Source organism: Sebaldella sp. S0638 (assembly GCF_024158605.1).
Lineage (GTDB): Bacteria > Fusobacteriota > Fusobacteriia > Fusobacteriales > Leptotrichiaceae > Sebaldella.
The window spans coordinates 1-8,965 of the sequence record NZ_JAMZGM010000105.1 but is presented as its reverse complement, the minus strand read 5'-3'; the positions used below and the strand labels follow the sequence as shown (position 1 = coordinate 8,965).

Sequence of the window (8,965 nt, the reverse complement as noted above, 5' to 3'; positions counted from 1 at the left end):
GGGGGTGTAGCTCAGCTGGTTAGAGCGCTGGCCTGTCACGCCAGAGGTCGCGGGTTCGAGCCCCGTCACTCCCGCCAACAATTAAATAATTGTGCCGCTTTAGCTCATTTGGTAGAGCAGCTGACTTGTAATCAGCAGGTGGTTGGTTCGAATCCGACAAGCGGCACCATTTAAAAAATCCGGTGAGGTTCCCGAGCGGCCAAAGGGATCAGACTGTAAATCTGACGGCTACGCCTTCGAAGGTTCGAATCCTTCTCTCACCACCATTTTTTTTTAATAAATTTTAAAAATATATAGTTATAATTCTGAGGAGGCTTATTAAACAATGGTTAGAAAAATAAAAAAACCAGGGGCATCACAAGGCGGACAGCAAGATATTATTAGACAAGCTCAGCAAATGCAGCAGGAAATGTTAAAAATACAAGAAGAGCTAAAAGATAAAACAGTAGAAACATCAGTAGGCGGTGGAGCTGTAACTATAAAGGCAAATGGTCAAAAGCAAATTTTAGAAATGAATTTATCATTAGATATATTAAAAGATGCTGTAGAAGATGAAGATGCGTCTATAGTAGCGGACATGATCATAAATGCAGTAAATGAAGTATTAGAAAAAGCCGAAGAGCTTGCAGAAAAAGAGATGGAGCTAGTAACAGGCGGAGTTAATATTCCAGGTTTATTCTAAAGATTGATAATATAAAATGACACCTTATGGTGTTTTTTTTATTATCCAAAAAGTGAATTAGAAGTAAAGATATGAAAAATGAATATTGTGAAATGATCAAAAAATCAGATGGTTATTTTAAAAATTTTGTAAGGACTGAATTCTACATTATATAGGATTCGGTCCTTTTATTTTTTCTATAGTTTCTGACTATAATGTACTTTATATATCTGACGAATATATATTTTTTAAAATATCTGTAAAATCCATTTCTAAAGAAAAGAAAGCTTGTTCGACTGATGTGGGTCAGATGAAGATGAAAAAAGCTCTGAAAAAGCAAATTAACGCTTCAAAATGAGGTTATAATCTCAGCGGCAGGGTGATATATTTATAATAAATAAAAAAAATTGCTTTTATCATAAGTTTTACTTGTTATTTTATGAAAAAATGTGTATTTTACCAATATATTCAAGGGCTTTATTTTTATGATTTATACTTTTTGATAAATAAACTTAAATATACAAATATAAAAAATATATATATTCTAAGAAATCAGTAAAATCAATGCCTAAATAACAACATTGATTAGTATATACAAATAAAATGAAAATATAGTTTGAATTTTTTATAAATAATCTGTATACTACATGTAGATTAATAAATATAACAAAACACTAGATATAGTGTTTTTTGGAGGGAAGACATATATGAAAAAAATAGTGAAATTTGAAAAAAATGACTGTAATCCATGTGCAATGGTGTCAGATTTATTAGATAAAAGCGGTGTTGAGTACGAAAAAGTGAATCCGTTCAATAATCCCGAACTGGCTGTAAAACATAAAATAAGATCAGTTCCCACAGTAATATTATTTGAGCATGATCAGGAATTGAAAAGAACAGTTGGATTTAAACCGGAAGAATTACAGGAAATTATGGATTCTTTATAAATATAACAGGTGGCAAAAGATATTGTATCTGACCTTGTCGCCTTTTATTATCTATGGAAAGCGAGGTCTCTTATATGAAATATATATATTATGACTCTAAAACAGGTAATGTAGAAAGATTTATAAATAAAATGAGAACTTTGAAAAACTGGATTTTTGTTAAGATAGATGAAGAAACTGTTGCTGAAAATAAAGGACACCTGGTGACGTTTACTACTAATTTCGGCGAAGTACCAAAGACAACGGAAAAATTTCTTTTAAAAAATAACAGTAAAATTTTAAGTGTGTCATCAAGCGGTAATATGAACTGGGGAAAACTGTATGCTTTGGCAGCAGATAAAATATCGGAACATTATGATGTTCCTGTCATACTAAAGTTTGAACTGGCAGGACTGAATTCAGAAGTAGAAACATTTATAAGAAAAGTGGAGGAAATAGGATGATAGCAAAAAAATGGATATTTCTCAATAATGAGATAATGATAAAAAAAGATGACGAGTTTCAGCTGGATAAGGATAAGGAAGCAGTAAAATCATACTTTCTTGATTATGTAAATAAAAATACTGTATTTTTTTATACTTTGAAAGAAAAGATTGATTATTTAATAGAAAATGATTATTATATTGATTTTTACAAAATGTATACTTTTGAGGAAATACAAAAAGTGTTTACTTTGGTATATAATAAAAAATTCAGATTTCCGTCATTTATGAGTGCGTTTAAGTTTTACCAGAGTTATGCACTCAGAGATGATTCAGGAGAAAAGTTTTTGGAAAGATATGAGGACAGAATAGCAGTTATCTCATTATACCTTGGACAGGGCAGTCTTACACAGGCGCTGGAATATGCAGAGATGCTGATAAACCAGGAATACCAGCCTGCTACACCGACATTCCTGAATTCCGGAAAGAAAAGATCAGGGGAACTGGTATCATGCTTTTTGGATGAAATCGGCGATAATTTGAACGGAATAGGTTATGCTATTGATTCTGCCATGAAACTTTCGTCAATAGGCGGAGGAGTGGCGCTTAATCTGTCGAAGCTCAGAGGAAGGGGAGAATCTATCAAAGGAGTAGAAGGCAGAGCAAGCGGTGTACTTCCTATAATGAAAATTCTTGAAGATATTTTTTCATACGCAAACCAGCTTGGGCAGAGAGCGGGAGCAGGTGCTGTATATCTGAATGTATTTCACTCTGATATAGAGGAATTTCTTGATTGTAAAAAGATAAACGTAGATGAAAAAGTGAGAATAAAATCATTGTCAATAGGAGTTATTATTCCTGACAAATTTATGGAACTTGCTGAAAAAGATGATCCTTATTATGTATTTCAGGCTCATACGGTATTTCAGGAATACGGCAAATATCTTGATGACATGGATATGAACGAGATGTACGAAGAGCTGGTGGATAATCCCAATGTAAAAAAGAAAAAGCTAAACGCAAGACATCTTCTGGTGAAAATAGCACAGACGCAAAAAGAAAGCGGATATCCTTATTTATTCTTCAAAGATAATGCAAATAAAGAACATGCACTAAAAGATATAGGAGAGGTAAAGTTTTCGAACCTTTGTACAGAAATAATGCAGTTATCAGAAGTTTCGGATATGGGAACATATTATGAAGAAGATACAATAAGAAGAGGAATCTCATGTAATCTTGGTTCATTAAATATAGTAACTGTAATGGAAAATAAAAGAATAAAGGAAGCTGTAAAAACAGCAATGGAATCCCTTACAATGGTTTCTGACCTTACAAATATAGATATGGTTCCTTCTATAAAAAAGGCAAATGAAGAGCTTCACAGTGTAGGATTGGGAGCAATGAATCTCCACGGTTTTTTCGCGAAAAATTTTATAATGTATGAAAGCAGAGAAGCACTGGATTTCTGCAATGTATTCTTTATGACAGTAAACTATTATTCAATAGAAAAATCAATGGAAATAGCAAGAGACAGAAATGAAAGCTTCAAAGATTTTGAAAAATCAGAATATGCGAAAGGAACTTATTTTGATAAATATACAGAGCATGAATATATGCCTAAAACAGAGCAGGTAAAAGAACTTTTTGAGGGAATTCACATTCCTACAAAAGAAGATTGGGAAACTCTGAAAGGTCAGGTTATGAAAAACGGTATGTATCACGCATACAGAATGGCAATAGCACCAAATCAGTCAACTTCTTATATACTAAGCTCTACAGCTTCGGTAATGCCGATAGTGGATACTATAGAAGTAAGAGAATACGGAGACAGTACTACATTTTATCCTATGCCGTATCTGACAAATGATAATTATTTCTTTTATAAGTCAGCATATGACATGGATCAAAAAAGTCTTATAAAACTGATTTCTGTCATTCAAAGACACGTTGATCAGGGGATATCGACAATTTTATATACGAACAGCAGTGATAATACAAGAGATCTGGCTAAGTATTATGTATATGCCCATAAAATGGGGCTTAAATCACTGTATTACACGAGAACAAGAAAAGCTACAATAGATGAATGCGTATCATGCGCGGTTTAGAAAGAGAAAGGTGGAAATAAATATGGAAAAATACACTGCGGTTAACTGGAACACACCGGAAAATGATTATGTAGAGATGTTTTGGGAGCAGAACCTGAAACAATTCTGGATAGATACTGAATATATTCCTTCAAAGGATATAGATTCATGGAATTCACTGGAACAGGAAATGAGAGAGGCATATAAGAAAGCACTCGGCGGTCTTACACTGCTTGACACATTACAGAGTCACACAGGAATGCCGAAAGTGATAGATCATATAGATTCGCTTCAGAATAAATCTGTGCTGTCTTATATGTGTATGATGGAAACTATTCATGCGAAATCGTATTCAACAATATTTACAACAGTGGCAACGACTCCTGAAATAAATGAAATATTTAACTGGGTACAGGAAAATGAATATTTGCAGTTTAAGGCAAGAACAATAGATTCCTACTACAGAAAGCTGGATAAAAAAGATGCTACTGATGAGGAAATATTTATGGCACTGAGTTCATCAGTTCTGCTTGAAACATTCTTATTCTACAGCGGATTTTTTCTTCCTCTGTGGCTGGCAGGGCAGGGACAGATGGTAGCAAGCTGTGATATAATCAAGAAAATAATAGCAGATGAGTCAATACACGGAGTATTCGTAGGACTTCTCGCACAGGAATTTTTTAAAAAATTTAGTCCCGAAGATCAAAAAAGAATAGAGAAAAATCTGAAAGATCTTATGTATATGTTATACGAAAATGAACTAAAGTATACTGACGAAGTTTATACAGAAATAGGATTATCAGGAGATGTAAAAGAGTATATCAGATATAATGCCAACAAAGCACTGATGAATCTGGGATTCGGGGAAGAATTCGAGATAAAGGAAGTAAACCCGATAGTATTAAACGGTCTTAATGTAGAGACTACACAACATGATTTTTTCTCTAAAAAATCTACAAATTATGAAAAAGCATTAGAAATAGTACATTTACATGATGATGATTTTGATTTTGGTGTAGAAACTGATTTAGATATATAAAAATAATGAAAAACAGGCTGGTTGTAAACCAGTCTTTTTTTGATTGCTTTACTTTTAAATTTATGTGAGAAAATCAAATTATTTAATTAAAATTTTAATGATTAAAAGATATTTTACTATTTATAGAAATATAAATAGATTCATTCAAAAATGGTAACATAAGTGTAACTTGTAAATTAAAAATTTATTTTTATTAAATTGTTTTTTATGTAATTGACTTGAAATTTTATAATCGTTTAGTATAAAATATAAAACATATAGTAAATAAAATAAATCTATAAATAGGAGTATTTATCTAATGAAAATAAAATCTAGAAAAGTAATGAATTATATATTTTTATTATTAGCGGTTAATTCTTTATCGATATCTAAAGAGACAAGGGATACTGACAATAGTGAGTTTTTAATTTTAGGTACACAGTATAAAAAGTCAGATAAAAACACTGGCAGCAGCAGTAATAATAATTCAGATGTTCCAATAAATGGCGGAGATGACTCGGATGATTCTAATGTTCCTGATGACGGAGGAGATGACTCGGATGATTCTAATGTTCCTGATGACGGAGGAGATGACTCGGATGATTCTAACGTTCCTGATGATGGTGGAGATGACTCGGATGATTCTAACGTTCCTGATGACGGCGGGGATGACTCAGATATCTCTATAGCTGTAATTAAAGAAAATGGAATAGTTAAAGCTGAAAAGGAAATTTCCGGAGATAAACTTGATTATGAAGTATCAGAAAACATAATCGCAGAAGATAACATCGGATTATGGGCAGTTGACAGGAATACAAATGTGATGAACAAATATAATATAGAGTCAAACTATACAGACAGCGATACAATGAAATTTTCAGCAGAAATATCAGAAAATGCCGGTTTTATAAATAATGGTACAATAACTGGGAATAGAGGAGGGGTATACTTATATTCTGGCGGAATGATGACAAATAACGGGCTGATAAATAATACCGGAGAATATGGTATGTATATTTCTGAAAATAAAAGTGTAGGTACAAATAATGGGGTGGTATCAAACGGCGGTATGTATGGTGTATACGTAAAAGACGGTGGAAATGCAGTAAATAGTGAATCTGGAGAAATAAGCAATACTGGAAACAATGGAATGTCAGTTGACGGAACAGGCAGTAATATACTAAATTCAGGAATAATAAAGAACACCGGACAGAATGGTATGTACATAATAAACGGCGGAAGCGGGATAAATAGAGGAACAATTATTAATAAAGGTGATTACGGTATATATGTGAATGGCGAAGGCTCAAATTTGGTAAATGAAGAAACAGGAATAATAGATAATTCAGGTAGTTATGGAATATATTTAGAGAATTCTGCTAACGGGGTAAATTTAGGAACAATATCAAATTCTAAGTATGGAATCTATACAACCTCTGCAGCAATAGCAGAAAATAAAGGAGATATTGCAGTCACTAGTTATGGTATGTATGCTGAAGATTCTTCTGTGATTATAAATGAAGAATCAGGTCATATTCGAGCTGGAGATATGTATAGTATGTATATTACTGAAAATAGTTCCGGGTATAATTACGGGGAAATCAAAAGTAGATCTAATACTGCAGTTGCAATAGGAGAAGGGGCAACTTTTATAAATGAAGAATCAGGTATTATTTCAGCATGGGGGTCATATGGAATATATGCAAGCCAAGGCGGATATGCGAGAAATAATGGGAGAATCGAAGGGGCTGATAAGGCTGTATATGTAACAATGGGAGGGACTTTTATAAATGAAGAGAGAGGTGTTATCTCGAATAGTGGAAATTATGGTATTGATGCATCAAAGTCTAATATAGAAAATAAGGGTATAATCGAAAATGGCGGTAATTATGGAATGATTGGAAATGATGGATATACGATGAATTCCGGAGAAATAATAAATAATGGATCTTATGGGATGGTAACACAAGCATTGAATGAAAATAGCGAAAGTCTAAATTCTGGATTAGTTAAAAACAATGGGAAGTATGGTGTACAGGTATTAGCATCAAATAAGAAAACTGTATTATTTGAAAATACTGAAACAGGGATAATTGCAAATAAAGGAGATTATGGGATATATGTATCTATCAGCAGTGACGGTGAAGTTGTAAATAACGGATTAATACAAAATACAGGTAATTATGGAATATATTCTGCTTCCGGAGGTAATTCAGAAATAATAAATAATGGGACTATACATTTGACAGGTGATAATAAAACCGGAGTATATGTATCAAATAGTGATTTTACAAATAACGGAGTTATACAAATAGATGGGAACAATGCTACAGGAATAAAAGCAGAAAATAACAGTATAGTAAGAATAGGGCAGGACTCACAGATTATTCTTAACGGAAATGATCCTATAACTCAGGCAAATACTGACTTTTCGAATCCTGATAGTAATACTAATTCAGGAGGAAAAGCTTATGATCTGGATGCTACTTCTACATTGATAAATGCAGGAACTATAGTAAGTTCAGGAAACTTTACTGTAGAAGATAATGGGAAATTCGTACTTGATACTGATACAGGAGGAATAGAGGCGGCTACACTGAATCTCGAAGGAGATATGTATGTGAATGCTGAAGGAACAACAGATTCCTCTGAGAACAGCTATGTATTTGACAGTATAAATGTGCATAATGTAACGGGAGCAGGAAATGTAGTATCAGATTCTTATCTCTTTACAGCGTCTATGCAGCAGAAAACAGACGACTACAGTATAATATTAGAAAGAAAAAATTTCGGAGATGTATTTAAAGGAGAGCTTGGTAATGTGCTGGAAAAAAATTACTTAGGTTCAGAAAATAATTCAGAACAAAACAAGTTGTATAATTCTTTAAAGAAAAATGTAACATCAGAGGCAAAAGCCAAAACAGCAGAACAGGAAATAACAGGAGCAAGTCTTACAGCAAATCTTGCATATCAGCAGTTTGAGCAGAACAAAATGCTTGAAGACGGAATATTTGAATTACTGGACAGAAAATCGAATGTAGATCACGGGCTGTATCTGAATTTTCTTGGAGGAAAGACAAAGGCAGATACAAAGGAAAATGCTCTTGGATTTGATGAAGACAGTTACGGATTTACAGCAGGGATAATGAAAAAAGTGGGAGAAAGTACATCAATAGGAGGTTTTGTAGGATATCTTGATTCAGATATAGATTACAAAGACAGCGGAGAATCAAACCAAAGCACAAATACATGGACAGTAAAAGGAGCATTGGAACAGGAAATAACAGATAAGTTAGTATGGACTAGCACTTTAGGGTATAACATTTCGTCAACAGATACAAAAAGAAAAATAACATATGATAATTCAAATAAAGAAGTAAAAGGAGACTTTGATTCATGGTCAGTGAATGGGAGGACAGAATTAAAATATACATATGATATAACAGACAGAATAAACTTAAAACCAATGCTGGGAATAAGTTTAGACTATTTATCGCAGGACGGATACAGTGAAAAAGGTATTGGCTATAATCTGAATGTGGATTCGGCAGATGCATTATTCAGTGAGACCGGAGGTGGGCTTGGAGTCGGAAATATCGCTGTTTAGAAATGCAACATCGGATTTTAAGATAATACCGGGAATAAGATATTCATATGAAGTAGCCGATCCCTATGAAAACAGAGATATAAGACTATCAGGATTTAATGATGCAGTATCAGTAGATTCAAGAGAGACAGGAAGAAATGATCTGAATTGTAGTGCTATAGTAAAGTAGGAACACCAAAATCTAAACAATGATATAATAAAAAAAGAAAGAGGTGTTTTGAAA

Annotated in this window: 7 protein-coding genes and 3 tRNA genes; all 10 read left to right on the top strand. The window is 33.1% G+C overall.

Going from position 1 to position 8,965, the window contains the following annotated elements; all coding sequences use genetic code 11:
* The 10 genes from NK213_RS17780 (at position 1) to NK213_RS17735 (ending at position 8,911) form a co-directional block, all read left to right on the top strand.
* A tRNA-Asp gene (locus NK213_RS17780) sits at positions 1-77 on the top strand.
* Between the two features lie 16 nt (positions 78-93).
* Positions 94-169: transfer RNA gene (locus NK213_RS17775), tRNA-Thr, on the top strand.
* 12 nt (positions 170-181) lie between these two features.
* Positions 182-266, top strand: a tRNA-Tyr gene (locus tag NK213_RS17770).
* A gap of 59 nt (positions 267-325) precedes the next feature.
* Positions 326-682: a YbaB/EbfC family nucleoid-associated protein gene (locus tag NK213_RS17765; RefSeq protein ID WP_012862207.1), complete on the top strand. Its 357-nt coding sequence runs from the start codon at positions 326-328 to the stop codon at positions 680-682.
* A 686-nt stretch (positions 683-1,368) separates the two neighbouring features.
* The gene (locus NK213_RS17760; RefSeq protein WP_253351698.1) at positions 1,369-1,608 is read left to right on the top strand and encodes a thioredoxin domain-containing protein; all 240 of its coding nucleotides are present in this window, start codon (positions 1,369-1,371) and stop codon (positions 1,606-1,608) included.
* Between the two features lie 74 nt (positions 1,609-1,682).
* Positions 1,683-2,051 carry a class Ib ribonucleoside-diphosphate reductase assembly flavoprotein NrdI gene (gene nrdI / locus NK213_RS17755; RefSeq protein WP_253351696.1) on the top strand — a complete coding sequence of 123 codons (369 nt, stop codon included), beginning with the start codon at positions 1,683-1,685 and terminating at the stop codon, positions 2,049-2,051.
* Positions 2,048-4,138 carry a class 1b ribonucleoside-diphosphate reductase subunit alpha gene (gene nrdE / locus NK213_RS17750; protein WP_253351694.1) on the top strand — a complete coding sequence of 697 codons (2,091 nt, stop codon included), beginning with the start codon at positions 2,048-2,050 and terminating at the stop codon, positions 4,136-4,138. The genes nrdI and nrdE overlap by 4 nt, the downstream gene beginning before the upstream one ends.
* Before the next feature lie 22 nt (positions 4,139-4,160).
* Positions 4,161-5,156, top strand: a complete 996-nt coding sequence (nrdF, locus tag NK213_RS17745) for a class 1b ribonucleoside-diphosphate reductase subunit beta (protein WP_253351692.1) — start codon at positions 4,161-4,163, stop codon at positions 5,154-5,156.
* Positions 5,157-5,454: 298 nt separating this feature from the next.
* Entirely contained in the window at positions 5,455-8,742 is a 3,288-nt protein-coding gene (locus tag NK213_RS17740; protein WP_253351690.1) for an autotransporter domain-containing protein, read from the top strand.
* Entirely contained in the window at positions 8,717-8,911 is a 195-nt protein-coding gene (locus NK213_RS17735; RefSeq protein WP_253351688.1) for a hypothetical protein, read from the top strand. The genes NK213_RS17740 and NK213_RS17735 overlap by 26 nt, the downstream gene beginning before the upstream one ends.
* Positions 8,912-8,965 lie beyond the last annotated feature (54 nt).